Annotated in this window: 28 protein-coding genes and 1 pseudogene; 12 read left to right on the top strand and 17 right to left on the bottom strand. The window is 70.9% G+C overall.

Annotation, left to right across the window (positions count from 1 at the left end; genetic code table 11):
• Positions 1-2: 2 nt before the first annotated feature.
• The 3 genes from AB0F52_RS07740 to AB0F52_RS07730 all read right to left on the bottom strand — a co-directional run bounded on the left by AB0F52_RS07740 (position 3) and on the right by AB0F52_RS07730 (position 2,674).
• Positions 3-671: a response regulator transcription factor gene (locus AB0F52_RS07740; protein WP_360165846.1), complete on the bottom strand. Its 669-nt coding sequence runs from the start codon at positions 669-671 to the stop codon at positions 3-5.
• Positions 668-1,774 (bottom strand): sensor histidine kinase, encoded by a 1,107-nt coding sequence (locus AB0F52_RS07735; RefSeq protein ID WP_360165843.1) that lies wholly within the window; start codon positions 1,772-1,774, stop codon positions 668-670. Before AB0F52_RS07735 ends, AB0F52_RS07740 begins: the two co-directional genes overlap by 4 nt.
• 66 nt (positions 1,775-1,840) lie before the next feature.
• On the bottom strand, positions 1,841-2,674 hold the full coding sequence (locus tag AB0F52_RS07730) for a helix-turn-helix transcriptional regulator (protein ID WP_360165840.1): 834 nt from the start codon (positions 2,672-2,674) through the stop codon (positions 1,841-1,843).
• 101 nt (positions 2,675-2,775) lie between these two features.
• Here AB0F52_RS07730 and AB0F52_RS07725 point away from each other — a divergent pair, with 101 nt between their 5' ends.
• A complete protein-coding gene (locus AB0F52_RS07725) occupies positions 2,776-4,200 on the top strand; it encodes an MFS transporter (RefSeq protein ID WP_360165837.1) in 1,425 nt (474 codons plus the stop codon).
• On the opposite strand, the pseudogene AB0F52_RS07720 reads toward AB0F52_RS07725, so the two are convergent.
• Positions 4,166-4,359: pseudogene (locus AB0F52_RS07720) on the bottom strand (DUF397 domain-containing protein). The gene AB0F52_RS07725 and the pseudogene AB0F52_RS07720 sit on opposite strands and share 35 nt — an antisense overlap.
• Positions 4,360-4,380: 21 nt before the next feature.
• The gene (locus AB0F52_RS07715) at positions 4,381-4,512 is read right to left on the bottom strand and encodes a hypothetical protein (RefSeq protein WP_360165834.1); all 132 of its coding nucleotides are present in this window, start codon (positions 4,510-4,512) and stop codon (positions 4,381-4,383) included.
• A gap of 292 nt (positions 4,513-4,804) precedes the next feature.
• On the opposite strand from AB0F52_RS07715, the gene AB0F52_RS07710 reads away from it, so the two are divergent.
• From AB0F52_RS07710 to AB0F52_RS07700, 3 genes are read left to right on the top strand one after another with little or no spacing between them, the layout of a single operon-like run.
• Positions 4,805-5,329, top strand: a complete 525-nt coding sequence (locus AB0F52_RS07710) for a sigma-70 family RNA polymerase sigma factor (RefSeq protein WP_103342194.1) — start codon at positions 4,805-4,807, stop codon at positions 5,327-5,329.
• Positions 5,322-6,209 (top strand): VOC family protein, encoded by an 888-nt coding sequence (locus AB0F52_RS07705; protein WP_360165831.1) that lies wholly within the window; start codon positions 5,322-5,324, stop codon positions 6,207-6,209. Before AB0F52_RS07710 ends, AB0F52_RS07705 begins: the two co-directional genes overlap by 8 nt.
• Positions 6,210-6,255: 46 nt before the next feature.
• Complete coding sequence (locus AB0F52_RS07700; RefSeq protein ID WP_360165828.1) at positions 6,256-6,651, top strand: hypothetical protein; 396 nt, start codon at positions 6,256-6,258, stop codon at positions 6,649-6,651.
• Here AB0F52_RS07700 and AB0F52_RS07695 read toward each other — a convergent pair.
• From AB0F52_RS07695 to AB0F52_RS07685, 3 genes are all read right to left on the bottom strand, one after another.
• Complete coding sequence (locus AB0F52_RS07695; protein ID WP_360165825.1) at positions 6,648-8,414, bottom strand: gamma-glutamyltransferase; 1,767 nt, start codon at positions 8,412-8,414, stop codon at positions 6,648-6,650. The genes AB0F52_RS07700 and AB0F52_RS07695 overlap by 4 nt on opposite strands.
• Positions 8,415-8,459: 45 nt before the next feature.
• Positions 8,460-8,843 carry a VOC family protein gene (locus tag AB0F52_RS07690; RefSeq protein WP_360165822.1) on the bottom strand — a complete coding sequence of 128 codons (384 nt, stop codon included), beginning with the start codon at positions 8,841-8,843 and terminating at the stop codon, positions 8,460-8,462.
• Positions 8,844-8,976: 133 nt separating this feature from the next.
• Positions 8,977-10,281 carry a UDP-glucose/GDP-mannose dehydrogenase family protein gene (locus AB0F52_RS07685; RefSeq protein ID WP_360165819.1) on the bottom strand — a complete coding sequence of 435 codons (1,305 nt, stop codon included), beginning with the start codon at positions 10,279-10,281 and terminating at the stop codon, positions 8,977-8,979.
• Positions 10,282-10,425: 144 nt separating this feature from the next.
• Here AB0F52_RS07685 and AB0F52_RS07680 point away from each other — a divergent pair, with 144 nt between their 5' ends.
• Positions 10,426-11,184 carry an SDR family NAD(P)-dependent oxidoreductase gene (locus AB0F52_RS07680; protein ID WP_360165816.1) on the top strand — a complete coding sequence of 253 codons (759 nt, stop codon included), beginning with the start codon at positions 10,426-10,428 and terminating at the stop codon, positions 11,182-11,184.
• Between the two features lie 43 nt (positions 11,185-11,227).
• Here the strand turns inward: AB0F52_RS07680 and AB0F52_RS07675 are convergent, their stop codons facing one another.
• From AB0F52_RS07675 to AB0F52_RS07665, 3 genes are all read right to left on the bottom strand, one after another.
• Positions 11,228-11,887 (bottom strand): class I SAM-dependent methyltransferase, encoded by a 660-nt coding sequence (locus AB0F52_RS07675; RefSeq protein ID WP_360165813.1) that lies wholly within the window; start codon positions 11,885-11,887, stop codon positions 11,228-11,230.
• Between the two features lie 133 nt (positions 11,888-12,020).
• Positions 12,021-12,653, bottom strand: coding sequence for a PadR family transcriptional regulator (locus AB0F52_RS07670; protein WP_360165810.1), 633 nt, complete (start codon positions 12,651-12,653; stop codon positions 12,021-12,023).
• A gap of 82 nt (positions 12,654-12,735) precedes the next feature.
• Complete coding sequence (locus AB0F52_RS07665) at positions 12,736-14,376, bottom strand: TM0106 family RecB-like putative nuclease (RefSeq protein ID WP_360165807.1); 1,641 nt, start codon at positions 14,374-14,376, stop codon at positions 12,736-12,738.
• Positions 14,377-14,466: 90 nt separating this feature from the next.
• Here AB0F52_RS07665 and AB0F52_RS07660 point away from each other — a divergent pair, with 90 nt between their 5' ends.
• Entirely contained in the window at positions 14,467-14,928 is a 462-nt protein-coding gene (locus tag AB0F52_RS07660) for a DUF6474 family protein (RefSeq protein WP_360165804.1), read from the top strand.
• Positions 14,929-15,030: 102 nt separating this feature from the next.
• Here the strand turns inward: AB0F52_RS07660 and AB0F52_RS07655 are convergent, their stop codons facing one another.
• The 4 genes from AB0F52_RS07655 to AB0F52_RS07640 are packed head-to-tail and all read right to left on the bottom strand — an operon-like array spanning position 15,031 to position 18,569.
• On the bottom strand, positions 15,031-15,990 hold the full coding sequence (locus tag AB0F52_RS07655) for a glycine betaine ABC transporter substrate-binding protein (RefSeq protein WP_360165801.1): 960 nt from the start codon (positions 15,988-15,990) through the stop codon (positions 15,031-15,033).
• Positions 15,987-16,766 carry an ABC transporter permease gene (locus AB0F52_RS07650; RefSeq protein ID WP_285987582.1) on the bottom strand — a complete coding sequence of 260 codons (780 nt, stop codon included), beginning with the start codon at positions 16,764-16,766 and terminating at the stop codon, positions 15,987-15,989. The genes AB0F52_RS07655 and AB0F52_RS07650 overlap by 4 nt, the downstream gene beginning before the upstream one ends.
• The gene (locus AB0F52_RS07645) at positions 16,763-17,929 is read right to left on the bottom strand and encodes an ATP-binding cassette domain-containing protein (protein WP_360165797.1); all 1,167 of its coding nucleotides are present in this window, start codon (positions 17,927-17,929) and stop codon (positions 16,763-16,765) included. The genes AB0F52_RS07650 and AB0F52_RS07645 overlap by 4 nt, the downstream gene beginning before the upstream one ends.
• Positions 17,922-18,569 (bottom strand): ABC transporter permease, encoded by a 648-nt coding sequence (locus AB0F52_RS07640; protein ID WP_360165794.1) that lies wholly within the window; start codon positions 18,567-18,569, stop codon positions 17,922-17,924. The genes AB0F52_RS07645 and AB0F52_RS07640 overlap by 8 nt, the downstream gene beginning before the upstream one ends.
• A 292-nt stretch (positions 18,570-18,861) precedes the next feature.
• Between AB0F52_RS07640 and AB0F52_RS07635 the strand changes: the two genes are divergently transcribed.
• The 4 genes from AB0F52_RS07635 to AB0F52_RS07620 all read left to right on the top strand — a co-directional run bounded on the left by AB0F52_RS07635 (position 18,862) and on the right by AB0F52_RS07620 (position 21,881).
• Positions 18,862-19,362, top strand: a complete 501-nt coding sequence (locus AB0F52_RS07635; RefSeq protein ID WP_360166624.1) for a hypothetical protein — start codon at positions 18,862-18,864, stop codon at positions 19,360-19,362.
• 75 nt (positions 19,363-19,437) lie between these two features.
• Complete coding sequence (locus AB0F52_RS07630; protein ID WP_360165791.1) at positions 19,438-20,202, top strand: YcnI family protein; 765 nt, start codon at positions 19,438-19,440, stop codon at positions 20,200-20,202.
• A 102-nt stretch (positions 20,203-20,304) separates the two neighbouring features.
• Positions 20,305-20,853: a copper resistance CopC family protein gene (locus tag AB0F52_RS07625; protein ID WP_360166621.1), complete on the top strand. Its 549-nt coding sequence runs from the start codon at positions 20,305-20,307 to the stop codon at positions 20,851-20,853.
• Complete coding sequence (locus AB0F52_RS07620; RefSeq protein ID WP_360165788.1) at positions 20,853-21,881, top strand: CopD family protein; 1,029 nt, start codon at positions 20,853-20,855, stop codon at positions 21,879-21,881. The genes AB0F52_RS07625 and AB0F52_RS07620 overlap by 1 nt, the downstream gene beginning before the upstream one ends.
• A gap of 210 nt (positions 21,882-22,091) precedes the next feature.
• Here AB0F52_RS07620 and AB0F52_RS07615 read toward each other — a convergent pair whose 3' ends face one another.
• Both AB0F52_RS07615 and AB0F52_RS07610 read right to left on the bottom strand, forming a co-directional pair.
• A complete protein-coding gene (locus tag AB0F52_RS07615) occupies positions 22,092-22,979 on the bottom strand; it encodes an aminoglycoside phosphotransferase family protein (protein ID WP_360166618.1) in 888 nt (295 codons plus the stop codon).
• 22 nt (positions 22,980-23,001) lie between these two features.
• Positions 23,002-24,387, bottom strand: a complete 1,386-nt coding sequence (locus AB0F52_RS07610; RefSeq protein WP_103342175.1) for a helix-turn-helix transcriptional regulator — start codon at positions 24,385-24,387, stop codon at positions 23,002-23,004.
• 318 nt (positions 24,388-24,705) lie between these two features.
• On the opposite strand from AB0F52_RS07610, the gene AB0F52_RS07605 reads away from it, so the two are divergent.
• Together AB0F52_RS07605 and AB0F52_RS07600 are read left to right on the top strand one after the other, a co-directional pair.
• Positions 24,706-25,044: a hypothetical protein gene (locus AB0F52_RS07605; protein ID WP_103342174.1), complete on the top strand. Its 339-nt coding sequence runs from the start codon at positions 24,706-24,708 to the stop codon at positions 25,042-25,044.
• Between the two features lie 12 nt (positions 25,045-25,056).
• The gene (locus tag AB0F52_RS07600) at positions 25,057-25,470 is read left to right on the top strand and encodes a hypothetical protein (protein WP_360165783.1); all 414 of its coding nucleotides are present in this window, start codon (positions 25,057-25,059) and stop codon (positions 25,468-25,470) included.
• Positions 25,471-25,711: the final 241 nt, after the last annotated feature.

Below are 25,711 nucleotides of genomic sequence, written 5' to 3'. Positions count from 1 at the left end.
GGTCAGGCGGGACGGCGCGGTGTGACGAGCCCGGACTCGTAGGCCAGCACCACCAGCTGGGCGCGGTCGCGCGCGCCGATCTTCGTCATGATGCGGCTGACGTGGGTGCGCGCCGTCGCCGTCGAAATCACCAGGTGGGCGGCGATTTCGTCGTTCGACATCCCGCCCGCGACCAGGCCGAGCACCTCGCGCTCGCGGTCGGTGATCTCCCGGACGGCGCTGGTGTCGATGCGCCGGTTTTCGGGGCGGCCGACGAACTCCTGGATCAGCCGGCGCGTGACGGTCGGCGCCAGCAGCGCTTCGCCGCTCGCGACGACCCGCAGCGCACGCAGCAGCTCGACCGGCTCGGTGTCCTTCAGCAGGAACCCGCTGGCGCCCGCGCGCAGGGCTTCGTAGACGTACTCGTCGACGTCGAACGTGGTCAGCACCAACACCTTCGTCGCAGCGAGGTCCGGGTTCGCGGTGATCCGGCGGGTGGCTTCGAGGCCGTCGACGCCGGGCATCCGGACGTCCATCACGACGATGTCGGGGTGGTGCTCGATCGCTCCGGCAACCGCTTGCTCGCCGTCGCCCGCCTCGCCGACGACGTCGAAGCCGTCTTCGGTCTCCAGCAGCACCCGGAACCCGGCACGGACCAGGACCTGGTCGTCGGCCAGCAGGACGCGGATCATGCTTCCCCCTCGATCGGTAGCTCGACGCACACTTCGAAGCCGCCGGCGACCGGCCCGGCGGTGCACCGGCCGCCGAGCGCCGCGGCGCGTTCACCCATCCCGCGCAGACCGTGGCCCGGCGCCGGCTGCGCGGTGCCGCGGCCGTCGTCGCGCACCTTCATCGTGAGGCCCCCGGCCCGGCGTTCGAACCGGATGTCGACGCGGTGGGGCTGGTCGGCGTGCCGGACGACGTTGGTCAGCGACTCCTGCAGGATCCGGTAGGCGGCGGCGTCGACCGGGGCCGGGAGGTCGCCGGGTTCGCCGTGGACGTCGACCGTGAGCCCGGCGTCGCGGGCGTGGTCCAGCAGCTCGCCGGCCTGGGCGAGGCTCGGGGCGGGCGCCTTGTCCTCCCCGGACCGCAGCACGGCCAGGGTGGCGCGCAGGTCCTTCAGCGCGGACGCGCTCGCCGCCTTGATGTTCAGCAGCGCCTCTTTCGCCTGCTCGGGCCGCCGGTCGGCGACGTGCGCGGCGACCCCGGCCTGGACGTTGATCATCGCCAGGCTGTGCGCGACGACGTCGTGCACCTCGCGGGCGATGCGCAGCCGTTCCTGCTCGGCGAGCCGGTGGCGGTGCTCGTCGGCCTGGCCGCGGCGGGCGGCGAGCGCGTCGAGCTGGTACCGGACGGCGGTCCCGACCCCGATCACGGCGGTCAGCCAGACGACGAGGAACGCGGCCCCGGTTTCCAGCGCGAAAGACCTGGTCGTGATGACGTGCACAACGTAGGCGGCGGCGAGCGCCGAGGCACCGGTGATGCCCGCGGTGAGGGGGCCGCGCTGCCGGGTCAGCACGAACAACGCGACGGTCGGTACCAGGATGACCGGCCCACCTGGCAGGCCGGAGGAGTAGTAGCCGAACGCGGAGGCGGACGCGACCAGGAAGAGCGTCAGCGGGAAGCGGTGGACGAGCAGCAGCGTGAGGACGGTCGCGGCGAGCCACGCCAAACCGATCGGCGGCAGCGGCGACGCCCCGGGCTGCCACCGCGACGACGCACTGGTCGCCCCGATGACGAAGACCCCGACGACGACGGCGCGCGCCACGCGTCCTGCCCACGGAGGCCTTCTCATGCCGCGAAACTACCTGCCGCGGCCGGGCCGCGCGTCCGTCTCGAAGCGCACGGGCGGCGTACGTCGTCAGTCGAACAGCAAGGGCAGCTTCGCCGCCGTTTCCTCGTCGGCCGGGGTGTAGGTCGACACGGTGATCTCGGACCGGCGGCCGTAATAGAGGTACGTGAAGTTGAACTGGAGCAGCCCGACGTCCGGGTGCAGGTACCGCTTGGTGCGGATCGGCTCCGAGTTGACGTCGTGGTGCGGCCACAGCTCGGCGAACAGCGGCGATTCGGCCTTGAGCCGCTTCACCAGCTGCTTCCACGCCGGCTCCGCGACGTGGTCGGCCATCGCCGCGCGGAAGGACGCGATCACGCGCGGGATGTTCGCCTCCCAGTCGAGCATCCGCTTGCGCCACTCGGGGTTGAGCAGGCACTGGACCAGGGTGTTCCGGTCGCCGAACGGGATGGCATCGACGTCGCCCATCAGCCAGGAGTAGCCGCGGTTGTAGGCCAGCAGGTCGCAGCGGGCGTTGCGGACCGCGACCGGGTACGGCTCGAGCTTCTTCAGCATCAGCTCCATCGCCGGAGTGATGACCTGGCAGTCCTTTTCGTTCTCCGGTTCCGGCGCACCGGCCAGCCGGAAGAGGTGGGTGTGCTCGTGCGGGTCGAGCCGCAGCGTGCGGGCGATCGCCTGCAGGACCTGCTCGGACGCGTTGATGTCACGGCCCTGCTCGAGCCACGTGTACCAGGTGACCCCCACGCCGGCGAGCTGCGCGACCTCTTCGCGGCGCAGCCCCGGTGTCCGGCGGCGCCCCATGATCGGGAGGCCGACCTGCTCGGGCGTGATCCGTTCACGCCGGCTCCGCAGGAACCTCGCCAGCTCCTGGCGGCGGAGTTCGGATTCGACAGCGGTGGTCATGGTGCCAGGATGACACGCTTCCGAACCTGGTACCAGGTAGTGGCAGTACCCGGATAAACAACAACTGGTACCAGTTTAAAAACGAGTCGATCGTAGTACCCATGACCACGACACAACTCGCGCCGACCGCGGCCGGAGCCCCATTTCGGCCCGGGTTGACCCCCGCCGGCCTGGTCACGGTGCTGCTGGGGGCGGCACTGCCGATCATCGACTTCTTCATCGTCAACGTCGCGCTGCCGACCATCAACGCCGACCTCCACGCGTCCACCGCCACCCTGGAGCTCGTGGTCGCCGCCTACGGCATCGCGTACGCGGTGCTGCTCGTGGTCGGCGGCCGGCTCGGCGACTCGTTCGGCAGGCGGCGGCTGTTCTTCTGGGGCCTCTGGCTGTTCACCTTGACGTCCCTGGCCTGCGGACTCGCCCCGACGGCGGCCACGCTGGTGGTGGCCCGCGCCGCGCAGGGGGCGGCGTCGGCCCTGCTGCTGCCGCAGGTGCTCTCGATCATCCAGGCGACGACGTCCGGCGAAGAGCGTTCGCGTGCGCTGGGGCTGTTCGGCGCGACCGGCGGCCTCTCGACGGTGGTCGGCCAGCTCCTCGGCGGCGGCCTGGTGGCGGCGGACCTGTTCGGCACCGGCTGGCGGCCCATCTTCCTGGTGAACGTGCCCATCGGCCTGGTGGTGCTCCTGCTGGCCCGCCGCCTGCCGGAGAGCCGCGCGCACAACCCGCTGGGCGTCGACCGCCTCGGCACGCTGCTCCTGGCGGTCACGCTGCTGTCGCTGCTGGTCCCGCTGATGGAAGGCCGGGCGCTGGGGTGGCCGGCGTGGACGATCGCGTTGCTCGCCCTGTTCCCGTTTTCCGCCGCGGCCCTGGTCCACGTCGAACGGCGCCTGGAGCGGACCGGCGGCACGCCGCTGCTGCCGCCGTCGGTGCTGCGCCTGCCGAGCGTCCGGCGCGGGCTGATGGTGGCGATCCCGTTCTTCGGCGCGTTCGGCTCGTTCATGTTCGTCTACGCGATGACGCTGCAGGAGGGCCTGCACTTCGGGCCGCTCGGCGCGGGCCTCGCGCTGACGCCGCTCGCCGTCGCGTACTTCACGGTGTCGATGCTGAGCAGCCGCCTGGTGACCCGCTACGGCCAGAAGGTCGTCCCGGTCGGGGGCGCGATCACGGCGGTGGGCATGGTGGCGCTGCTCTGCACGACGCTGTCCACGTGGCCGCACGTGACGATCCTCGACCTGGCGCCGTCGATGGTGGCGATCGGCGTCGGGAACGCCCTGGCGATGACGACGTTGTTCCGGATCGTGCTGTCCCACGTACCGACCGACTTGGCCGGCGTCGGCTCCGGCGTGATGACGACCAACCAGCAGACGTCGCTGGCCCTCGGCGTCGCGACGCTGGGGAGCCTGTACGCGGCGCTCTCGGGTTCGCTCGGGAGCCGGGACGCGTTCGCGCTGGTGATCGGCCTGGTGGCGGTGCTGGCGGCGATCGTCGCGATCACCGGGCGGCGGTTGCCGGACCCCCGGGTGTGACGGCGGAGAGGAAAGCGGACCACGCGGCCGGCGGCACCTCGAGTGCCTCGGCCGCGGGGGCTTTCAATCCCGGGCGGCGATGGTGGCACCGGTGAAGGCAACCTCGACGCAGTCGTCGTTATTGGCGCCGCCGCTGTAGCTGCTCTTCCGCCAGTTCACGATGATCGCCTCTCACTCGGGTTACATCTCCGCGATCAACCCCGTGATGAGCCCGGCCGCCTCCCGTAGCTTGCGCAGGGTGCGGCCGAGCTGGCGTCGCCGGTAGTTCGGCTTGACCGGCCGGTCCATGGAACACCCCTGGCTGTCGATCAACCACGAATCGTAATGCGGGCGATCGGATGTGGGATTCCCGCACGCGGGCCTTTTCGCGCGGAATTGCGTCGAGAACCTGCTGGTCATGGACAGGTACGGCTATCCGCACGAGCTGGAGTACCGGCGTGAAGCCGGGGGGAAGCGGGCGCGGCCCGGGACGTTCGTCGTCAGCGTCTACCGGCTCTTCCCGGGACGGCGGGACCACGTTGTCACCGTCCGGGTGAACTGGCCGCCGCAAAAAAAGCCGAAGTTCACCCGTCGGAAAAACCGGGCGCCGGACGACTATGGAGGTGTGACGGAACCTCGGGTACGACCGGACCCGGCCTTCGCGCTGCTCGGGCTGTACGAGACGGCCCTGCCGGAGGTCTACGGGTACCTGCTGTCCCGGTGCGGCGACCGCACGCTCGCCGAGGAGCTGACGTCCGAGACGTTCCTCGGGGCGGTCGCCGCCTGTCGCAAGGAGTACGCACCTCCAGTGAGCACCGGGTGGCTGATCGGCGTCGCCCGGCACAAGCTCGCCGACCACTGGCGGCGCAAAGAGCGTGAGGAACGCGGACTGCGGCTCGTGCACGACAGCGAACCGGACGTCGAGGACCCGTGGGACGAACGGCTCGACGCCCTGCGCGCGAGACAGGTGCTCGAGTCGCTGGGGTCGCACCACCGGGTGGCACTGACGCTGCGTTACGTCGACGGCCTCGGCGTCCCCGAGGTCGCCGGCCACCTGGGGCGCAGCGTGCACGCCACCGAGGCGTTGCTCGTCCGGGCCCGTGCCGCGTTCCGGCGCGCTTACGAGGAGAAGGAGGGTCGCGATGCCTGAGCCTTTCGACGCGCTTCGCCGTCCCTCCGAGCGGGTCGCCCCCGACCCGGACTTCGCCGCCGAACTACGCGACAACCTGCGTCGCGCGATCTTGAACGGAGCCGATATGACGACCACTTCGGAAGCGCCGGCCGGCAACGCCGCCCTGCGTTCACTGACGCCCTACCTCGCCGTTTCCGACGCCCGCGCGGCGCTCGACTTCTACGTCGAGGTGTTCGGCGCCGTCCGCCGCGGCGAGCCGATCCTGATGGACGACGGCCGCATCGGGCACGCGGAGCTGGCCATCGGCGACGCCGTGCTGATGCTCGCCGAGGAATACCCGGAGATCGGCCACGTGGCGCCGCGCGAGGGGGGCGCGTCGGTGCGGGTCGAGGTCCCGGACGTGGACGGTTCGGTGGCTCGCGCACTGGAGCTGGGCGCGACGCTGATCCGCGCGGTGAGCGACTCCCCGTACGGCCGCGGCGGCTCGTTCCGGGATCCGTACGGCCAGCGCTGGCTGGTGTCGCAGGCGGCGTCTCCGGCCGCGGGCCCTCGCCCGGCCCGGCACGGCGAGGCCATGTACTTCACGTTCCAGGTCCCGGAGGCTTCGCCCGCGAAGGCCTTCTACGGCGCGGTGCTGGGCTGGCAGTTCACGCCCGGCTCGACGGTGGACTCGTGGGGTTTCTCGGGGCCGGGTCTCGAGGGCGGGTTGTGGGCCGGGGACCGTCAGGTGGGCTGGAAGCTGATGTACGCGGTCGACGACCTCGAGTCGGCGATGGTGCGGGTGCGGGAACAGGGTGGGCAGGCCGGGGAGGTCGAGCACCACCCGTACGGGAACACCGCGGACTGCACGGACAACCAGGGGATCGAGTTCTGGCTGTGGGAGCGGCCCGGGAAGTGAGGAATCCCATCCGCCCGGCCGGGCTTTCGGGCGCACACTCGGAAGCATGGCCGGGCAATGGGTGCCGCGTGACCAGGACGAGCTGACCGCGGGTTGGCGGTTGTGGCTCGAGCTCGGCTCGTCGGTGTGGCCCCGGCCGGACTGGGATGGCAGTCCCGATGAGGCCGTGCGGGGTCTTCGGGAACTGCTTCAGGCCTGCGACGAAGTCCTCGCCGAGTACCTGGCCGCGGGTGGGTCGGCCGAGGCCGAGGTTGCCGGGCTCGTGTGGTCGCTGCACCCGGCCGCCGGGTGGATCCGGGAACTTTGGGCGGGCGACACCACGCCGCTCGACGGGGAACGGCTTGCGCTGCTGCACGGTGATCTCGCCGGGTTTGCCGAGCACGCCCTCGGCGTGCGTACCTTGCTCGCCGAGGGTGGGGGCTGGGGCTCGCTGACGCTCTAACGGCCGGCCGCGTAGCCCTGCATCCCCCGTGCGTTCGCCGCCGCTCGCACCAACCCGTCGGAGCGGGAAACCGCGGAGAGGCGGCCCAGGGCCCAGTCACCGGCGTCGATCACGGAATGACCGCGCTCGCGTAGGGCGTCCAAAGTGGACGAGCCCAGCCGGGACTCCACCACCAGCTCGCGGGGGCTCCACGAGCGCGGGTAGAACGAGCTCGGGAACGCCGTCGTGTGCCAGGCCGGCGAGTCGATCGACTCCTGCAGGTTGAGCCCGCCGTAGACGTGGGCCAGCCAGAAGCACAGCTGCCACTGGTCCTGCTGGTCGCCGCCGGGAGTGCCGAAAGCCAGCGTCGGGGCTCCGTCGCGCAGGGCCAGGGACGGCGACAGCGTGATGCGCGGCCGCTTGCGCGGGGCCAGCGAATTGGGCAGGCCCTGCTCCAGCCAGAACATCTGGCCACGTGAATCCAGGCAGAAACCCAGATCGGGGATCGTCGGACTCGATTGCAGCCAGCCGCCGGACGGGGTGAGCGAGACCAGGTTGCCCGCCGCGTCGACGACGTCGAGGTGGACGGTGTCGCCGCGGGTCTGGCCCTGGGGGCCCACCGTCGGCTCGCCCGTTGCGCCGCCCTCCGACTGCACGCCCTGCAGGGAGTCCAGGATCGCCGGGAGGCGTGCGGGACCGCGAGCGTCGCCCGGACGCAAGCTCGGCGAGGCCGTGTCGGTGATCAGTGCGCGCCGGGCGTCGGTGTAGGACGGCGAAAGGAGCACGTCCAGGGGTACGTCGATGTCGCCGTACCAGGCCTCGCGGTCCGCGAAGGCCAGCTTCGCCGCTTCGGTCGCCAGGTGCACCGTGCGCTCCGACGGGATTCCGTCCACATAGGACAGCTCGTCGCGGAAGCCGTGCAGGAGCAGGGCCTGTTGCAGCAGCGCCGGGCCCTGCGTCCAGCCGCCCATTTTGACCAGGCGCCAGTCGCCGACGTCCACGAAGGCCGGGTCTTCGTACGACGCCGACCACGACGCCAGGTCCTCGCCCGTGAGCAGGCCGGCGTGGTCGCGGCCCGAATCGTCGCGGAACGCCGTGCGGCTGAAGGAGTCGATCGCCTCCGCGACGAAGCCCTGTGACCAGGCACGACGTCCGGCGTCGAGCTGCGCCTCCCGCCCCTGGACGGACTCCGCCTCGCGCAGCAGCCGCTCCCACGTGTCGGCCAGCGCCGGGTTCCGGTGCAGGCCGGAGGCGGGCTTGCCGTCCGGCATCCAGAGCGCCGCGGACGTCGGCCAGTGCTCGGTGAACAGGCGAGACACGGCGCTGATCGTGTCGCTGACCCGCGACACCAGCGGGACGCCGTTGCGCGCGTAACCGATCGCGTACTTGAGCACCTCGCGAAGCGGCTTCGTGCCGTAGTCGCGAAGCAGCATGAGCCAGCCGTCCCACGCACCCGGGACGGTCGCCGGGAGCAGGCCGCTGCCCGGGATCAGGTCCAGGCCCAGCGACTCGAAGTGCGAAGCGGTGGCCCCCGCGGGCGACGGGCCTTGGCCGGCCAGTGCCCGCGGGGTCGGGTCGTCCGCCGTCACGAAGAGGCCGGGCACCTGGCCCGCCGGGCCGCACAGGTGCGGCTCGGCGACCTGGAGGACGAAGCCGGCGGCGACCGCCGCGTCGAACGCGTTGCCGCCGTCCTCCAGCACCGCCATCCCGGTGGCCGAAGCCAGCCAGTGCGTCGATGCCACCATCCCGAAGGTGCCGGTCAGCTCCGGCCTCGTCGTGAACATGCCCCGATAGTACGCATTGCTAAGGAACTTTTACCAGGCAGCGCTTCACCAAGACGTCGGGCGACGCCGTTCCGGCTCGTACGGCTGCGTGATGATTTCCATCCCGTTGCCGCCGGGATCGAGGAAATAGACGCCACGGCCGCCGTGGTTGTGATTGATTTCGCCGACCTGCTTCCCCATCGGGTCGGCGTGGTAGGTCACGCCGGTTTCGACGAGCCGCGCGAAGACGGCGTCGAAGTCGTCCTCGGGGACCAGGAAGCAGTAGTGCTGCAGGCGCAGGTCCGCTTCGGGGATGGTCGCGAAGTCCAGCCGGACGCCGTTGCGCGTCTCGACGGGGATGAACGGGCCCCATTCTTCCCCGGCTTCGAGGCCGAGCAGGTTCGCCAGGAATTCGGCGGATTCCCGGTTGTTCCGGGACGGGACGATCAAGTGGTTCAATTCAACGGAAACGGATACTGACACGGTTGAAATGCCTCCGGGGCACTCCCGCCACCTCCATGCCTCACCCAGCCGGTGACCGACACGCGATGCCGTGCCGATCACCCTAGCGGGCCGCGCACGATCAAGAAACCTTGATTCGCGCCGCCGCCCGCGGCCGGCCGACACCCTGCCAGGACAGCCCCGCGTCGACGATCACCCGCGGGTCGAGCAGGTTGCGCGTGTCGACGACGTCGATGCCCTCCATCAGCTCGGCCATCGCCGCCCAGTCGAGGTGCTTGAACTCGGCCCACTCGGTCAGCACGACGACGGCGTCCGCGTCCTTGGCGACCTGGTAGGGGTCGTCGACGACGGTCATCCCGGCGATCTCGCCGTCGATGGCCGGGTCGTAGGCGATCAGCTCGGCGCCCAGCGCGCACAGCACCGACGAGACGGCGAGCGCGGGCGAGTCGCGCAGGTCGTTGGTGCCCGCCTTGAACGCCAGGCCGAGTACGCCGATCCGGGCGCCGGCGAGCGTCCCGCCGACCGCGCCGGCGATCTTCGCGACGATCCGGTCGCGCTGGGCCAGGTTCTCGTCGATGGCGGAGGTCAGCATGGTGAAGTCGTAGTTCACCGACTCGGCCACCTTGACCAGCGCGCTGGTGTCCTTCGGCAGGCAGGAGCCACCCCAGCCGGGGCCGGGCTTGAGGAAGGTCCGCCCGATGCGCCGGTCGTACCCCATGCCCTCGGTGACGAGGTCGATGTCCGCGCCGAGCCGTTCGCACAGCTCGGCGATGGAGTTGACGTAGGAGAGCTTCAGCGCCAGGTAGCAGTTCGCGGCGTACTTGACCAATTCGGCGCTGGCGGCATCGGCGACGACGAGCGGCGCGTCCAGCTCGGCGTACAGCTCGCCGACCCAGCGCGCGGCGGCGAGGTCGTCCGAGCCGACGACGATCCGGTCCGGCCCGAGGAAGTCGGCGACCGCGGTGCCTTCGCGGAGGAACTCGGGGTTCGACACCACCGGCACGTCGGTCCGGCCGACCAGCGCCCGGATCCGCTTCGACGTCCCGACCGGCACGGTCGACTTCGTGACGAGCGCGCAGCCGGCGGGCAGGACGTCCCCGATCTCGGCCGTCACCGCCTCGACCGCGCGCAGGTCCGCGGAGCCCCCGGCCTCCATCGGCGTCGGCACGCAGAGGAACACCGCCTGCGCGTGGCGGACCGCGTCGCGCGCGCCGACGACGAACTGGAGGCGCCCGGCGGCGATCCCGCGGTGCACCAGGTCGGCGAGCCCGGGTTCGAGGATGTCGACGCGGCCTGCGCTCAGGCGGGAGATCTTGGCGCGGTCGACGTCCACGCAGGTGACGTGATGACCCAGGCCGGCCAGGCAGGCCCCCGTGGTCAAGCCGACGTATCCGGTTCCTACCACCACGATCCGAGCTGGCGTCATGCTGCTGAAGGTGACAGCCGGACGTGACCACCGCGCTAACGGAAACAGTCGGGCCCGGAAGCGGTGAGCGAAGACACGAACCGCGCCCGTGCGAACGAGCGTTAACCTGTCTCCGCGAACGTGAAGACGAAGGGAACGGCAAAGATGCAGATCAACGGCACCGCGGCGCTCGTCACCGGGGGCGCGTCCGGCCTCGGCGGGGCGACGGCGAAGGCCCTCGCGGCCAAGGGCGCGCGGGTGTTCGCACTCGACCTGGCGTCGTCCATCGAGAAGGCCGAGCAGGTCGACGGCATCACCTACGTCGAGGCCGACGTAACCGACGTCGAGCAGGTCGAGGCCGCCGTCGCGACGGCCGCGGGCTCGGGCGTTCCGCTGCGGACCGTGGTGAACTGCGCCGGCATCGGGCCGTCGGCGCGGATCCTGTCCAAGAAGGGCCGCCACGACCTCGCGCTGTACGCGAAGGTCATCCAGATCAACCTGGTCGGCACGTTCAACGTGCTGACCATCGCGTCCGAGGCCATCGCCAAGACCGAGCCCCTCGAGGACGACGCCCGCGGCGTCATCATCAACACCGCCTCCATTGCCGCGTTCGACGGCCAGATCGGGCAGGTCGCCTACGCGTCGTCCAAGGGCGGCGTCGTCGGCATGACGTTGCCGGCCGCGCGGGATCTGGCCTCGCACGGCATCCGCGTGCTGACCATCGCGCCGGGCATCGTCGACACCCCGATGCTCGCCACGGTCAGCGACGAGTTCCGCGCGTCGCTCGCCGCCGGCATCCCGTTCCCGAAGCGGCTCGCGCGGCCGGACGAGTACGCGCAGCTCGCGCTGTCGCTGATCGACCACGACTACCTGAACGGCGAGGTCGTCCGGATGGACGGCTCGCTGCGGATGGCCCCGCGCTGACGCCGAGGGCGGCACTTTCCTTCCGAAAGTGCCGCCCCGCTCGTCACCGGGTGAGGCGGACCTCCAGGCCGGCGCCGTCGGTGGTGACCGAACAGCCGCCGAACGCGCTTTCCGCGGCCAGCGCCTCGAACTGCGCGGGAGTGAACGCGCGGCGCCGCAGCCACGCGAGCGTCCGCCGGACGGTGAAGCCGCTGACCACGCCGACGTGCATCCGGGCGACCTCGCGGTCGATGTCCGAGTCGGTGGCCGCGTGGTTGAGGTCGTGGATCACCGCGAACCCGCCCGGGCGCAGCACGCGGTGCATCTCGTTCAGCGCCGCCACCGGCTGCCGGAAGTTCTTGAACGCGGCCTGGCAGACCACGAAGTCGAACGACTCGGCCGCGAAGGGCGCCTGCGTGACGTCACCCTGCCGGAAGCCGACGTCCACGCCGGCCTTGCGCGCCTCTTCGAGGGCGATCTCGACCATCGTGTGGCTGATGTCGAGCCCGGTGACGCGGTAGCCGCGCTTCGCCAGCTCGACGGCGAAGAAGCCGGGGCCCGGCGCCACCTCCAGGATCTCGGCGCCGTCCGGCAGCCCGGCGGTCACTTCGGCCGCCTGCCGCCGGTACTGCACGAGCTGGGCCTCGGTGCCACGGTTCTTGGCGTACCAGCGGGCCTGGAACCCCTCCATCTCGGGCACTTTGTGCTTGCGGGTCGTCTCCATGGATCTCTCCTCTTCGGTTGAGCCGAACCGAAGAGCGCACCCGGTTATCCTTGCGGTGCCACCTCGTGACCGGGCGTGCTCGGTTCGGGGTCGAGGACCCCGGGCGGTGTGCCAGCACCTCCCGGGGTCCGTGCTACCTATCCGCCACGAACTCCTCCAGGTCAGCGGGAAGTTCGCCGGTCTCGTGCCAGCGCCGCCAGGCTTCGATGCCGGGCAGGGTGCCGCTGGTCAGCTCGTCGAGGAAGGTGCGCACCCAGCGCGCCTCGGCCTCCGTCATCGCGATGTCGTACTCGACCTCGATCAGGAACACCCGCGGCATCAACAGCCGCAGCTGGTCGAGCGCGGCCCGCTGCTTCCCGGCCCGTTCGCCGAGCTGCGCGAGCCGCTCCCGCAGCCGGCCGATCGCCTGGTCCGGCCCCAGGACGCCGATCATCGACAACCCGGCCTTGAACCGCGGGGGTTCCGGGTCGACCGTGCCGACGAGCTCGCGGACCCAGTCCTCGAACTCCTCGCGGCCGGCCGGGGTGATCCGGTAGACGGTCCGCTCGGGCCGTCCGCCGTCCTTGACGCTCTCGACGGCCTCAAGGAAGCCGTGTTTCTCGAGGTTCGCGACGACGGTGTAGAGCGACCCCCACTTGATCGGCAGGTCGGCGTCCTTGCCGCGCTCCTTGAGCACGGCCGCCATCTCGTACGGGTGCCTGGGTCGTTCCAGCACGACGGACAACACGGCCAAGCCCAGCAGGTTGCCGACCTTCCGCCGCTTCATGCCCGCTCCTCGTCCACGAGTACTCGCAAACGAGTATGCCCGCAGGCGCGTCAGCGGGCAAGTGTCTTAGCCGATGAACTACTCAGAGGTCGAACATGTACGGGACCTCGTCCTGCGCCCGCGCGTCGATCCACTCGCGCAGCGCCCGGGTCGCGAGGACGTCGTCCTCGTTGTAGCGCAGGAGCCGTTCGCGCTGGTCGTCGTCCGGCTTCTCGCCGTCCATGCCCACGGCGTCGCGGTACCAGCGCATCGAGGCTTCGCCACCCGCCTCCGGGTCGCGCCAGGAGAAGCCGGCCACCGGGGCGATCACCTTCAGGCCCTTGCCGTGGGAGCACAGGAACTGGTCGGTGACGCTGCGGAAGAGGTCCACCCACTGCGGGGAATCCACAAAGGACTGAATGTCCTTCTTCGTGGGCACGCCGGGGTGGTCACCGAAGCGCTCGACGGAGCCGAAGAGCCAGCGGTTCTCGGCGAGCGCGTTGTAGCAGTAGGCGCGGAAGGTCAGCCCCGCCGCTTCGGTGCGCTCGCGGACGTCGGTGAGCCAGGCCCAGAACTCGGCGAAGGAGCGGGCCTCGTCGTCGGTGGGCAGCGGGTCCCACGTCGCGAAGGCGCGGTAACCCGGCGGGACGCCGATGTCGGCGCCGCTGAGCAGGCAGCCCCAGAGGTACGCGCCGGCGTCGCCGAAGCTCTCCATGTCGACGTCGACCTCGACGTCGGCGCGCGGCACCTCGACCCGGCCGACGCGGCGCACCAGCGTCAGGTCGGCCAGCCAGGCCCGGGCGAGCACGACGGCGTCCGGGAAGGTGACGCCGGTCCAGTTCACCGCCGGCGGCTCGCCCGCCGGATCGAGCGCGGCCAGCTGGTCCACAGTGGACACGCCGGCCCGGCGCAGCTCGACCGCGTCCTCGCCCCGGACGACGAGGCTGACGTCGCGGGTGTCGGTGAGCACGACCTCGCACGTCGGCCACCACGGGCAGCGCCGGCACTCCAGCACGCGCGACGGCTCGGCGAGGGGTTCCTCCCCGTTCGCGGCGGCGGTGGCGATGGCGAGCCGATCGGCGAAGCGGGCCTGGTACTCGGTGAGCGCGTTGCGCCCGCCCGGCCAGGTGCCCGCGGTGAGGTCGTGCCAGACGACGACGTCGGCGTCGAGGCCGATGACGCCGCCGAGCGCGAGGCTCTCGTCGGCGCGCCCGAGCGTCTGCAGCATGCGGCGGATGTGCACGAGCCGGAGCTGGTCACGCGGCTGCGACCGGACCTTGCGGCCCTCGTCGGCCGCGCGGTGCGCGGGGTCGAGGTCGGTCAGCCCGGTGACGATGGCGCCGGCGCCGCGGTCGGTGATGCGGTGGCGCACGACGAGCACCGGGACGTAGCCGCGGCCGGTGCGGACGAGCAGGTCGATGCCGCCACGCCGGTGCCCGGCCGCGTCGACCGGCAGCAGCGCACCCCAGATGTAGCGCGCCCCGTCGGCGAAGGCCTGCAGCGTCTGCTCGACGCGCTCGTGGGCGGGGAGGTCGCGGCCGATCTTCACCCAGTGGTCGTCGTTGGCGGCCATCAGCCGGGCGACGATGTCCTCGCGGTGCGCGGTGGCGTCGTCGATCCGCTGCTGCGCGGTGGGGTCGGGCGGGGAAAGCGGTACCTCACGCATGGCGGGATCGTGTTCGAGGTGCACGCGGCGACGGCAGCGGCTGACCGCGCCCGCGTCGAGTACCACCTCGGTGTTCATGGAGATCACTCTAGATTCCCACCGCCGAGCCGACATGCCCGCCACCCGGGCGACCAGTAAGTTCGACCTCGACACGTCGCAGGAGGTGCCATGGCGCGCAAGGCCAGGGTCGAGGGTGAAGCCAGGTTCACCCCAAAGAGGGCGAAGAACGCGGTCGCGGTGGCGAAGGTGCTCGGCCCGGCGGTGCTCCCGGTGGTGGCGCCGCTGGCGGTGCGCGCGGCGGGCGCGGCCCGCGAGGCGTACGACCGCTACCAGGCACGCAAGATGGGGATCTCGGTCGACCGGCTGGGCGAGTACACCGGCCGCGGCGCGGCCCTGCACGCCCGGATCGCGGGGGTGGCCGAGGGCTGCCAGGACCTGCGGAAGTCGGAGAAGGCCTCGAAGGCGGACCAGGAGTTCGCCCAGGGGGCGCTCGGGACGTTGGAGCAGCTGTCGGCTTCGGTGCGCGCGGCGGAGCGGATGCCGGCGGCGCGGCGCAAGTCGGTGCACCGCGCGGTGGCCGGGGAGCTGGAGCGGCTGGAAGGCCAGCTGCTGCACCGGCTCGGGATCTGACCGCAGCGGCCCCGGCGCCTTCGCGCCGGGGCCGCTGTAGTCGACACGGCAAAACTGTCGGTGCCGACCGGTAGAGTCGAAAACGGGGGGCGCCCCCGCGGGCTACTTCACGAAGCCCTTCTTGACCATCCAGTCGTGGGCGACCTTGCCCGTGTCCTGGCCGTCGACGTCGACCTGCTTGCAGAGCTCCACCATCTGCTCGTTGTCGATCGCCGCGCTGATCTTCTCCAGCGGGCCGCGGACCTCCGGGTGCTGTTTCAGCCACTCCGTGCGCAGTGTCGCCACCGCGTTGTACTGGGGGAACGCTTTCTTGTCGTCCTCCAGCACCCGGAGGTTCAACCCCGAAATGCGGCCGTCCGTGGTGAAGACCTCGCCCACCGGGCAGGTTCCGCTCGCCACCGCCGAATAGATCGTGCCGATGCCGAAGTTCTTCACCGTCGGCTTCTGGAAGCCGTACGCCTTGACCGCCGCCGGGAAACCGTCCTGGCGGCTGGTGAACTCCGTCTCCAGGCAGAACACCGCCTGGTCCGGCTTCTGCTTGATGAAGGCCGCCAGGTCGGACGTCGTCTTCAGGTTGTTCTTCGCGCCGTACTCCTCCGTCACCGCGAAGGCGTACTGGTCGTTCAGCGGCGAATAGTTCAGCCAGGTGACGCCGAACTTCTCCTCGTCCGCCTTGGCCGTCGCCTCGTACTGGGCCTTCTCGCCGCCCGGGACCGGGAGCTCGTTGCCCTGGTAGTTGATCCAGCCCGTGCCCGTGTACTCCCACGTGATGTCCGTCTGGCCCGACAGCAGCGCCTGGCGCGAGGAGTTCGACCCCTTGATGTCGGACAGGTCGACGACGTCGGCGCCGGCCGCCGTCAGGGCCATCTCGGCCATGTACGCCAGGATGATGTTCTCGGTGAAGTCCTTCGACCCCACCGTCACCTTCAGCCCCTGCAGCGACGGGATCGGCTGGATCGAGCCCGGCTTGATGTCGTACGGGACCGCCTGGTTGACCGTCAGCCCGCAGGACGACAGCGTCACGCCCAGCAGGGCCACGGCGAACAGCCTCCGGAGTTTCATCGCAGCCCCTTCGGTCCGAAGAACTGTTCGGCGACCGCGCCCACCCAGTCGACCAGCAGCGCCAGCGCGACGGCCAGCACCGAGCCGGTCACCAGCACCGGGGTCAGGTTCAGCTTGTAGCCGGTGTCGATGAGCAGCCCGAAGCCGCCGGCGTTGACGAACATGCCGAACGTCGCCGTGCCGACCGCCAGGACCAGCGAGGTGCGCAGGCCGGCCAGGATCAGCGGGACGGCCAGCGGGAGCTCGACCCGCCAGAGCACCGCCGTCGCCGACATCCCGATGCCGCGGCCCGCGTCGATCAGGGCCGGGTCGACCTGCTGGATGCCGACCATCGTGTTCCGCAGCACCGGCAGCAGCGAGTAGAACGCCAGCGGCAGCGCCGCCACCCAGATCCCGCCGGTCGCGCCGGTGACGATGAACCACAGCACCAGCACGCCCAGCGCGGGCGCGGCCTGGCCGATGTTCGCGATCGCCAGGAAGACCGGGGCCAGGAAGCGCGCCCACGGCCTCGTCACGATCACCCCGAGCGGGACGGCGACCAGGACGACGATGGCGGTCACCACGAGCGTCATCAGCAGGTGGTCCCACAGCGCCGTGAACAAGGTGGGCGCGTTGAGCGTCTCCTTCTCGGTCGCGTTCAGGCCGCTGGAGAACACCGCGACCAGCGTCACCGCGACGATCACCAGCACCACGATCGGCTGGGCGAACAGCCGGACGCGTTCCGCGCGTTTCGAGCCGGACTCGGTGCTGAAGCCGGTGTCGACGACGGCCGTCATGCCGGCACCTCTTCGTCGTTCGTGTGCTCCTCGCGCAGCTGCTGGATCGTCGCGATCACGGTGTCCAGCTGGATGGTGCCCGCGTACTCGCCGCGCGCGCCGGTGACCGGCACCGACCCGCCCTCGGCGAGCATCGCCTCGAGCGCGTCCTGCAGGGTCGACTGCAGGCTGACGAGGTCGCGCAGCGGCTTGCCGAGGTTGGCCAGGGAAGTCGCCGTGGTGAGCTCGCGCGCGTGCACCCACCGCGTCGGACGGCGGCGCGCGTCCAGCACGAGCGCGAAGTGCCGGCGCGACTTGTCGAGCTTCTCCCGCACCGAGGCGGGCGACTCGTCGACGGTCACGGTGAGCGCGTCCTGCTGGAGTTCGACGTCCCGGACGCGCAGCAGGGTCAGCTGCTTCAGCGACGCGCCCGCGCCCACGAAGCCCGCGACCGTGTCGTCCGCCGGGTTCGCCAGGATCGCTTCGGGGGTGTCGTACTGCAGGATCGTCGACTGGTTGCCGAGCACCGCGATCTTGTCGCCCAGCTTCACGGCTTCGTCGAAGTCGTGCGTCACGAACACGATCGTCTTCTGCAGCTCGCTCTGCAGCCGCAGCAGTTCGTCCTGCAGGTTGCCCCGGGTGATCGGGTCGACCGCGCCGAACGGCTCGTCCATCAGCAGCACCGGCGGGTCCGCGGCCAGCGCCCGCGCCACGCCGACGCGCTGCTGCTGACCGCCCGACAGCTGGCGGGGGAAGCGGTCGCGGAAGTCGGCCGGGTCCAGCCCGACCAGGTCCATCATCTCCTCGACCCGGTCACTGACCTTCTTCTTGTCCCAGCCGAGCAGGCCGGGCACCACGCCGATGTTCTGCGCGACGGTGAAGTGCGGGAACAGCCCGGCCTGCTGGATGGCGTAGCCGATCCGGCGGCGCAGGGTGTCGACGTCGAGCTTCAGCGCGTCGTCGCCGCCGATGGTGATCCGGCCGGACGTCGGCTCGATCAGCCGGTTGATCATCCGCATCGTCGTGGTCTTGCCGCAGCCGGACGGGCCGACGAAGACCACGATCTTGCCGGCGGGCACGACCATGGAGAAGTCGTCGACCGCCGCTTCGCGCGTGCCGGGGTACCGCTTGGTCACGTGCTCCAGCTCGATCTCGACGCCGGAGACTTCCTCGTTCTCAGCCACGGACACCCCTAGAAATGGTGAAGCGCTTGATCAGGACGTAGACGCCGTCGAGGAGCAGGGCGAGGATGACGACCCCGACCGTGCCGCTGACGGCTTGGTTCAGGGAGTTGGTGCTCCCCGCGTTCGTGAGCCCGGAGAAGACCTCGGCGCCGAAGCCGGGACCCTTCGCGTAGGCGGCGATCACGGCGATGCCCATCAGCATCTGTGTCGCCACCCGCATGCCGGTGAGGATCGCCGGCCAGGCCAGCCGCAGCTCGACCCGGGTGAGCACGCCGAAGCGGCTCATCCCGATGCCGCGGGCGGCGTCGGTGATCGCCGGGTCGACACCGTCGAGCCCGACGATGGTGTTCCGGACGATCGGCAGCAGGCCGTAGAGCACCAGCGCGATCACGGCTGTCGTCGGACCGAGCCCCGAAAGCGGGATCAGCAGGCCCAGCAGGGCGAACGACGGGACCGTCAGGATCGTGCTCGCCAGCGCCGTGGCCACCGCCGAACCGATCGGGCTGCGGTAGACCGCGACCCCGATCAGCACGCCGAGGACCGCGGCGAGGATGGTGCACTGCACCACCATGCTCGTGTGCAAATAGGCCTCAAGCCACAGCTTGCTCGCCCGGTCGGAGATGTAGTCGAAGAGGTTCATCCGTGTCCGCTCTCCCGCCCTTCGCGCCGGCCTTCACCCGAATGGGCTAGTTCCTGACCGACGGCTCAGTACCCACGGCAAGACCGGTCCAAACCCCGGTCATCGGCCCACCGTGGCCTACCGGCCGGAGATCGGCAACAAATCACCTGAACCGGAGCGCAATCCGGGACGTGAACTCGATGTGTGCTCACTTCACGGGATCACACGCTCACGGCGAAGCAGGTCCCTTAGGCTGCTCCTCATGAGCGATCCGGCCCGGCGTCCCGCCGTGTTGGGCGCTACCCGTGGCGTGTTGCTCGCCGTGAGCGCCGGCGCACTTTCCGTCACCGCGCACCGGCTCGCCGACGGCGGCCTGCCGGATCCGGCGATGACCACCCTGCTCACCGGCCTGTTCGGCTGGACCGCGGCCGCGCTCGCCCGCAAGGCACGCGGGCCGGTCGCCACGGTCGTCCTGCTGGGTGCCGCCCAGCTGGTGATGCACCTGCTGCTCACCACGCTCGCCGAGCACCACGCGCACGACATGGCCGCGACGCCCGGCACCACCGGGCCCGGCATGGTCTTCGCGCACGCGATCGCGACCGTGCTCACCGCCCTGCTGCTCGCCCGCGCGGACACGATGCTCCTCACGGTGCTGGCCGTGCTGCGCGCGATCCTGCCGCGGCTGCTGACCCCGCTCCCGGTGCCGTCCGCGGCGCCCGCGCTCGTCCCGGCCCGCACGGCCGGTCCGGACCACCTCGTCGGCGTCGACCTGCGCCGGATCCGCGGGCGGCGCGGGCCGCCCGTCCACTCCTGAACCCCAGCTCATCCCCCACACCGGCCGGTCCCCGAACCGAGCCGTCCCGTTCTTGAGTTCATCAGGAGTGAACCCATGTCCCAGCACGTCTTCAAGCGCGCCGGTTTCCTCGCCGCCACCATCGGTGTCGCCGGTCTTCTCGGCACTGGCGTCGCGTCCGCGCACGTCACCGCCAACGTCTACGGCCCGCAGCCCACGAAGGGCGGCTACGCGGCGATCGTCTTCCGCGTGCCGAGCGAGGAGAAGGACCCGCTCACCACCACGAAGGTCGCCGTCGAATTCAAGGCGGACTACGGCATCGGCTCGGTGCGGACCAAGCCGCTCCCCGGCTGGACCGCCGAGGTGACGAAGTCGAAGCTGCCCGCGCCGATCACCAAGGACAACGGCACCCAGATCACCGAGGCCGTCACCGCGGTCACCTGGACCGCGCAGCCGGGCAGCGAGCTCAAGGCCACCGACTACCAGGAGTTCTCGGTCTCCTTCGGCCCGCTGCCGACCAACGTGGACGAAGTGGAGTTCCCGGCGCACCAGACCTACAGCGACGGCAAGGTCGTCGACTGGAACCAGCCGACCCCGGCGAACGGCGAGGAGCCGGAGCACCCGGCGCCGGCCGTCAAGCTGGCCGCCAAGGCCACGGGCGACGGCGACCACGCCGCAATGGCCCCGGGCACGGCGGCCACGACCGGGGAGCACACTGAGGCCGCGGCGGCGACGTCGGACAACACGGCCCGCTGGCTCGGCGGAGCCGGCCTGCTCGTCGGCGCCATCGGCCTCGGCGTCGGAGCCGGTGCGACCATCCGGGCCCGCAAGGCCACGGTCAAGTCGGGAGGCAACAGCTAGATGCGCGGTGTGCCTATCGTTACCAATCCGACCGGCAGTCACGGCGGAAACCCTCGCCTGGCGCGGATCGGCCGCGGACCGTGTCCGCCTGCTTTCGGCCGGATTGGTAAGGCGCTCGTCGCGCTGGCGTTGACCGCGGTGGCCGTGCTCGGCACGGCCACCCCGGCGCTGGCGCACAACGTGCTGATCTCCTCGGACCCGGCGAACGGCTCGTCCGTCGCCGCCGGCCCGCCGAAGATCAGCCTGACCTTCGACCAGTACGTGCAGGGCGCCGACGTCAACCAGATCGCGGTGACCGGACCCGGCGGCGGCCAGTGGGCCGAGGGCCCGATCGGCGTGGTGAACAACGTCATCACCGCGCCCCTACGGCCGCTCGGGCCGGCCGGGAAGTACACCGTCGGCTACCGGGTGCTGTCCGCGGACGGCCACCCGGTGACCGGCGAGCTCGCCTTCACCCTGACGACCGCCGGCACCGGCATCCCGGCAACCGTCGACGCGGCGAGGTCGCCGGGTGGCTCCTCGTCGGCGGCGCCGCAGTCGCCGTCGACCGGGGTGCCGATCTGGGTCTGGATCGCCGGTGCGGTCGTGCTGCTGGCGATCGGGCTGACCGTGGCCCTGCGGTCCGGCCGGTCGGTGGAAGAGAAGAACTGATGACCCAGGCCGAGGCCACCACGAAGGTCCGCTATTCGACGCTGCTCTGCGTCGTGACGGCGGCCCTGCTCGGCGCCCTGATCGGCGTCGCGCTCATGTCCACCGCCCCGGTTCCCGGTGTGGTGGAACCCAGCGCGGTGGTCTCGGCCGGCATCCCGGTCGTCCGGGTCCTGCTCGACCTCGCCGCGGTCACCACGATCGGGCTCGCGCTGCTCTCGGTCCTCGTCGGCTACGACCGGCCGAAGCTCACCGAGCCGATCATGCGGCTGGCGCGCCCGGCCGGCGTCGCGGCGGCGCTCGTCTGGGCCACGGCCGCGGTCGTCGCGCTGATCCTGCAGACCGCGGAGTACAAGCCGGGTTCGTCGACGCTCTCGCCCTCCGACATCGGCCGGTACATCGCCGACGTCGGCGCCGGGAAGGCGCTCGTCATCGTCGCGGTGCTCGCGCTCGTCCACGCCGGGATCGGCGCACTGGCGCTGCGCTTCGGGGAGAAGGTGCCCGCCGAGGTCCGCGTCGGGCTCGGCCTGTTCGCGCTGCTGCCGCTGCCGGTCACCGGGCACGCGTCGAACTGGAGCTACCACGACTACACGATGATCTCGATGGAGCTGCACGTGATGAGCGCCGTCGCCTGGACCGGCGGCCTCGGCGCGATGACCGTGCTCCTGGTGGCGAACCGGACGCTGCTGGCGCACGCGCTGCCCCGGTTCTCGAAGCTCGCGACGCTCTGCCTGGTCATCTCCGCCGCCACCGGGCTGTTCAACGGCCTGGTCGAGATCTCGCTCAACCCGACCATCGGGTTCTGGGCCGCGATCTTCACGACGCCGTACGGGCGGCTGCTCGTCCTCAAGCTGGTGTGCACCGGCGTCATCGCGGTGCTCGGGGCCCACGTCCGCTGGCGCCTGATGCCCCGGATCGTCCGCCACGACCGCACGGCGCTCGCCGCGTGGGCGACGCTCGAGCTGACCGTGATGGGACTCGCCTTCGGGTTCGCCGTCGTGCTGACGCGGGCGCCCGTCGTCGCCTCCTGACCTCGTCACCGCAGGTAGGAGCCAGTGTGACGTCACGGCGAGTAGCTGCAACTTGCGCATTGGGATGACCGGTGACCCATTGGGGTTGACCGGTCGGGCAGAACTTTCTACCCAGAGCGGGCCGCCTTTTGGATGCGACGAACGGTCATTTGCCGTCGTCGAATGCACGTGCAGACTGTGGTGTCGATCACACCAAGTGACAGATGAGGGTCATCGGTAACGCGTCCACCGCGTGTCGGTCCGCGCGTTCCGGAAGTCGTCCAGGCGCCGGTACAGCTCCGGCCGGACCTGCGGCCGGCTGCGCAGGATCGGCAGCACGCTGGTCGTCAGCTTCAGCTCGCGGATGCCCCGGAGGACGGTGAAGCCGGGCCAGGACGTGACGTCGAAGCCGTACGCCGCGGCGAACGTCCGGTAGCGCACCGGCGGGTCGCCGAACCGCTCGCGGCCGACCGCCAGCGGCGTCAGGTCCCATTCCGGCGGCCCGACGCAGGAGGAATCGAAGTCGCAGAGCACCGGGCCGTCCGGACCGGGGATGACGTTGCCGGGGTACGCGTCGCCGTGGACCAGCCCTCTGGGCAGCGGAAACTCCAGCTCGGCGAGCCCGGCTTCGAGCTCGGCGCAGCGGTCGAGCAGGAACTCCCGGTCGGCGTCGCTGAGCTCTTCGGCGTCGGACACCCGGGCCCGCACCGCGGCGAACGGCGCCCACTCGGCGAGGCCGGGCGGCGCGGGCAGCGCGTGCACCTGGCGCAGCAGCCGGGCCAGGTCGACGGACGTCGCGGCCCGGCCGATGCTCGGCACCTGGTGCCACACGGTCACCAGGTGCCCGCCGACCTCCAGGGGCTGCTCGACGTCGGCGAGCAGCCGGATCGCCGGGACGCCGTGGTGTTCGAAGTGCCGGGCCACGCGGACGACCGTGCCGACCCGGTGCCGCAGCTGCGTCGAGCCGACGATCCGGACCACGAACGGGGCCGTGACCAGGGCGTACACCGCGTTGTTGGTGAACCGCAGCAGCCGCGCGCCCGCCGGGTCGAGGTCCAGCAGCGCGCAGGTCTCGGCCAGCACGCCACGCAGCTTCCCGGAGGTGAACCGGCCGTCCAAAACCGCGCCGGCGCCTTCGGCGTTATGCAGCGTAGAAAGCGTGGAGGCGGTCGGCGAGGTCACGGGCGTCGGCGTTGTTGCGGCGGCGCTCGGCCTCTTCCTGCAGGGGCCGCATCCGGTCCTTGACCCGCTCGGACTTGATGCCCTCGGCGCAGTCGATGGCCTTGCCGCCGACCTTGGCGCCGTGGTCGAGGTCGCCGTCCAGCAGGTGGTTGGTGGCGAGCGCGCTCAGCATGAACGTCTTGGAGCGGGCCATTTCGTCGTCGTAGGTCTCGACGGCCTTGGTCAGCGCCGGGATCGCGTACTTGGTGTGCTCGGCGTTCTTCTGCGCGAGGACCGTGTGGACGGTGCCGACCATGGCGTAGACGTCGGTCTCGGTGAAGAACTTGACCCACGACTCGGCTTCGGCCAGGTTGGCGCGCTCGAACTCGTCCTTGCTCCGGCCGAGCAGCTTCACCGCCTGCTCTTCGTTGCCCATCATCGCGTAGGCCCAGGCCTCGTTCGCGCACAGCACGGAGACGGCCAGCTCGGAACCGCTTTCCTGGGCGGCGATCTGGCCCAGCTGGAACAGCTTCAGCGCGTCGTTCGGGGCGTCCTGGTGCAGGTAGACGCGGCCCATCCGGTAGAGCACGTTGGCCACCAGCGGGTGGTTCTCGCCCTGCTTGGCCAGGTCCAGCGCGTTGGCGAAGTGGCCGCGGGCGGAGTCCATCAGCCCGGTGTCGAAGGAGGTCCAGCCGGCCAGCGAGTGGAGGTCGGCGAGCGCCACGTACAGCCGGTTCTTCACCAGGTCGGTGCCGTGCGCCTCGAGCATCTGCTGGCCCCAGGACAGCTGGGCCACGACGGCGTCGCGGCAGAACCCGCCGCCGTACTGGTAGTCGAGTGCCCGCAGCGCCCGCGTCGCGGCTTCGACCTGGCGGACGTCGGTCATGCCGATGCGCCCCGGCGCCGGTGTCCTGGCCGGCCCGGCCGCCCAGGTGCCCGATTCGGGACCGAACACTGCCGCGCCCATCGTGACCTGGGCAGCGTGCGCGAGGAACCTCCGTCGCTTCACGGACTCGTCCTCCTCAGCCTGCTGGCCGTCGGCGGAGCCGACGACGCGTATCGCCGTGGCCTCGTCGTAGGCGAGGCCCATGTACCCACGGGGGACGCCCAGGCCATCGGCGATCCGCGTGAGCACGTCGTAGGCCATGACCTGGCGACCCTTGAGGATCTCCGACACCTCGGACTGGGATTGACCGGTCATCGCGGCGATCTGGCGCTGCGAGACACCGTGCTTGCGCAGGAGCCGGTACACGGCGCTGATCTCGCGAGACGCGAGAGCCGTTCTCATCTCCGGCTGCTCCCACGCGTCAGCGGGAACTGCGTGGCTCTGCCGGGCTTCGGCACTGCCACCGTTACTGGCGTCCATCGCGCCCCCTCCACTGTCCGGTCGGGCGTCTGTAAAACAGCGTAGGCAAACCTGGTGAACCGTGTGAACAGCCGAACTGGTGCCCTGATCGGTCCGGGCGAAGTCCGTTGACCGCTTACCGTGGAACCGAGCCCAGTCACCGCTATGACGCCGGTTCCACCTTCTATCGCACCCGGTTTCACCTCACTGTAGTTGTCAGATCTCCGTCACCGGCCGCACACCGGTAGCGATCACGGAGAGCTACGAAAATCGCAGCGTTGCGCAAGTGCGATGTTGCAGAAGGCATCTTCGGAGACTTTCGACAGAGCGGAGAAGGGCGTGGAGTTCGTGGACTCGTTCGCAGGGGGACATGCCGGCACGGCCACCCGCGCCGTGCGGCCGGCGACGGTCCCTCCCGTCTCCGCCGTCCGCCCCGTCACCCCCGCCGCCGCGGTCGACCCCCGCACCGCGAGCGTCCGCCACTACGAGGGCGGTCAGCTCGTGTGGCGGGTGCAGTGCGGCGACCTCATCAGCCGCGAGCGGGCGGTGACGGTGTTCGTCGAGGACAACCAGGTGGTACTGGTCTCGCCTCCCGGTGAGACCGCGCGGTTGACGTCCGGCCAGCTCGGACAGCTGCGCGCCGCGCTCAACGAAGCCGCCAAGATGGCGGAAAGGTAACGGTGAGCTGACATGGATCAGGTACTCGGGCAGGTCCTCCGCAATGCGGTCTGGGAGCGCCTCGACATGCTGACCGACCTGGCGAACCGCGCCGACGCCCAGTCGCTCGTCTCGGTCGCGCGCTCCGAACTGCCCCGGTTGACCGAGGCGTGGCGCGCGATGCTGAAGATGCACGAGCCCGACGAGCGCGGCGACTGCCCGACCTGCTCGACCCGGTGGCACCGCTGCAAGGCGCCGTGCTCGGTCTGGCAGGTCGCGCACGAACACTTGGTAGCCGGCGGCCTGGCCCCGCAGCAGCAGTCGGCCGACAGCCGGCTCCAGGGCCGCCGCAAGAGCCCGGTCACGGCGCACCCCGCACCGCCCACCGCGGCCGAGACCACCGGTCGCCACGCGCTGGTGAACCCGCGCCGAGCGGTCACGGCCTGACCCCCTGACCGGCGAGCCACGGCCGGCCGATCGCCCCATCGGACCCGTGTCGGCACTCGCCTCGGCCGAGGACTGTTTCGCCCGCACCCCCGAGCAGCGCGAACCGGTCCTCGGCCACCACCCGGTCCCCACCGCGATTAATCGAAAAAAATACGCGTTAGACCTAGCCCAGGCGGTAATCCCCCGCTAGATTGATCATCGAAGACGGCGTTTGGACCATGGGTCTGGTCCGGCCGTCCCC

The organism is Amycolatopsis sp. NPDC024027 (assembly GCF_040638975.1).
Lineage (GTDB): Bacteria > Actinomycetota > Actinomycetes > Mycobacteriales > Pseudonocardiaceae > Amycolatopsis.
This window is presented reverse-complemented; position numbering and strand designations above follow the sequence as displayed.

Excerpts from the sequence above, each read along its gene's own strand:
- AB0F52_RS07655 (WP_360165801.1), bottom strand. The coding sequence starts at position 15,990 with ATGAAACTCCGGAGGCTGTTCGCCGTGGCCCTGCTGGGCGTGACGCTG.
- AB0F52_RS07675 (WP_360165813.1), bottom strand. The coding sequence starts at position 11,887 with ATGGAGACGACCCGCAAGCACAAAGTGCCCGAGATGGAGGGGTTCCAG.
- AB0F52_RS07665 (WP_360165807.1), bottom strand. The coding sequence starts at position 14,376 with ATGAACACCGAGGTGGTACTCGACGCGGGCGCGGTCAGCCGCTGCCGT.
- AB0F52_RS07685 (WP_360165819.1), bottom strand. The coding sequence starts at position 10,281 with ATGACGCCAGCTCGGATCGTGGTGGTAGGAACCGGATACGTCGGCTTG.
- AB0F52_RS07735 (WP_360165843.1), bottom strand. The coding sequence starts at position 1,774 with ATGAGAAGGCCTCCGTGGGCAGGACGCGTGGCGCGCGCCGTCGTCGTC.
- AB0F52_RS07680 (WP_360165816.1), top strand. The coding sequence starts at position 10,426 with ATGCAGATCAACGGCACCGCGGCGCTCGTCACCGGGGGCGCGTCCGGC.
- AB0F52_RS07610 (WP_103342175.1), bottom strand. The coding sequence starts at position 24,387 with ATGGACGCCAGTAACGGTGGCAGTGCCGAAGCCCGGCAGAGCCACGCA.
- AB0F52_RS07630 (WP_360165791.1), top strand. The coding sequence starts at position 19,438 with ATGTCCCAGCACGTCTTCAAGCGCGCCGGTTTCCTCGCCGCCACCATC.
- AB0F52_RS07620 (WP_360165788.1), top strand. The coding sequence starts at position 20,853 with ATGACCCAGGCCGAGGCCACCACGAAGGTCCGCTATTCGACGCTGCTC.
- AB0F52_RS07700 (WP_360165828.1), top strand. The coding sequence starts at position 6,256 with ATGGCCGGGCAATGGGTGCCGCGTGACCAGGACGAGCTGACCGCGGGT.
- AB0F52_RS07670 (WP_360165810.1), bottom strand. The coding sequence starts at position 12,653 with ATGAAGCGGCGGAAGGTCGGCAACCTGCTGGGCTTGGCCGTGTTGTCC.
- AB0F52_RS07650 (WP_285987582.1), bottom strand. The coding sequence starts at position 16,766 with ATGACGGCCGTCGTCGACACCGGCTTCAGCACCGAGTCCGGCTCGAAA.
- AB0F52_RS07730 (WP_360165840.1), bottom strand. The coding sequence starts at position 2,674 with ATGACCACCGCTGTCGAATCCGAACTCCGCCGCCAGGAGCTGGCGAGG.
- AB0F52_RS07600 (WP_360165783.1), top strand. The coding sequence starts at position 25,057 with ATGGATCAGGTACTCGGGCAGGTCCTCCGCAATGCGGTCTGGGAGCGC.
- AB0F52_RS07705 (WP_360165831.1), top strand. The coding sequence starts at position 5,322 with ATGCCTGAGCCTTTCGACGCGCTTCGCCGTCCCTCCGAGCGGGTCGCC.
- AB0F52_RS07740 (WP_360165846.1), bottom strand. The coding sequence starts at position 671 with ATGATCCGCGTCCTGCTGGCCGACGACCAGGTCCTGGTCCGTGCCGGG.
- AB0F52_RS07640 (WP_360165794.1), bottom strand. The coding sequence starts at position 18,569 with ATGAACCTCTTCGACTACATCTCCGACCGGGCGAGCAAGCTGTGGCTT.
- AB0F52_RS07660 (WP_360165804.1), top strand. The coding sequence starts at position 14,467 with ATGGCGCGCAAGGCCAGGGTCGAGGGTGAAGCCAGGTTCACCCCAAAG.
- AB0F52_RS07725 (WP_360165837.1), top strand. The coding sequence starts at position 2,776 with ATGACCACGACACAACTCGCGCCGACCGCGGCCGGAGCCCCATTTCGG.
- AB0F52_RS07695 (WP_360165825.1), bottom strand. The coding sequence starts at position 8,414 with ATGTTCACGACGAGGCCGGAGCTGACCGGCACCTTCGGGATGGTGGCA.